This is a genomic window from Micromonospora sp. AMSO1212t, assembly GCF_008868145.1.
Lineage (GTDB): Bacteria > Actinomycetota > Actinomycetes > Mycobacteriales > Micromonosporaceae > Micromonospora > Micromonospora tulbaghiae.
In genome coordinates this window covers 1-785 of record NZ_WBKS01000263.1, presented here as the reverse complement: position 1 = coordinate 785, position 785 = coordinate 1, and the positions used below count along the sequence as shown (strand labels likewise).

Annotated in this window: 1 protein-coding gene; it reads right to left on the bottom strand. The window is 71.6% G+C overall.

Annotation, left to right across the window (positions count from 1 at the left end):
* Positions 1–27: 27 nt before the first annotated feature.
* The gene (locus F8279_RS29730; protein WP_151501716.1) at positions 28–753 is read right to left on the bottom strand and encodes a BON domain-containing class I SAM-dependent methyltransferase; all 726 of its coding nucleotides are present in this window, start codon (positions 751–753) and stop codon (positions 28–30) included.
* Positions 754–785 lie beyond the last annotated feature (32 nt).

Below are 785 nucleotides of genomic sequence, written 5' to 3'. Positions count from 1 at the left end.
GTCGGGGGTGAGTTCGGCCCGGTCGGGTCAGTCGAAGAAGCGGGCCAAGTGGGAGGAGGGCGGGGCGGGGGCGTCTGCGGGCAGCGGAGTGAGGTCGGCGAAGATCGAGGCGCCGTCGCAGCCGACGTGCAGCGGATACCAGCGTGGCGTACCCGGTGGGCGCTGACCGCAGATTCCCTTGAACGTCTGCACGTCCAGCAGGCGTACGTGAGTCGGGTCGGCCACCGCGTTGACGTGCCGCCACCACGGGCTCATCACGTGCAGCACCCCGCCCGGCCGCAGCACCCGGTGGCACTCGTCGAACAGCGGCAGGAAGTCGATCAGGTGCTCGACGATGTGCACCGCGAAGAACACGTCCACCGAGTCGTTCCGCAGCGGCAACGATCCGGCGAGGTTGGCGACCGCGTTCACCCCCGGCGCCGGATAGATGTCCAGCCCCAGGTTGCCCGGCCACTGCTTGGTCGCCCCGCAGCCCAGGTCGACCACCACCGGCGCCCGCCCGGCCACGGCGACCCGGCACCAGACCCCGAGTACGCCGGACAGCCGGCCGATCAGTTCCCGTACCAGCCGTAGCTGTCCCGGATCGGCGACCTCACCGGTGAGGTGCGCGACTCCCCGGTCGAAGCGCACCTCGACGGCCGTTCCGCGCAGCCGCTCGTCGTGCCGGACCATGTCGGCCCACGCCTCGGCGAGGAAGCCGTCGGTCTGCCGGAGTCGCTCACCCGAGAGCGCGGTCTGCCCCATCGCCACCATGCGCCACCTCCGGCGGCCCGTTACCCCCTTTC

Bases quoted from the DNA above. Each gene is read 5' to 3' on its own strand.
- F8279_RS29730 (WP_151501716.1), bottom strand. From the start codon at position 753: ATGGTGGCGATGGGGCAGACCGCGCTCTCGGGTGAGCGACTCCGGCAG.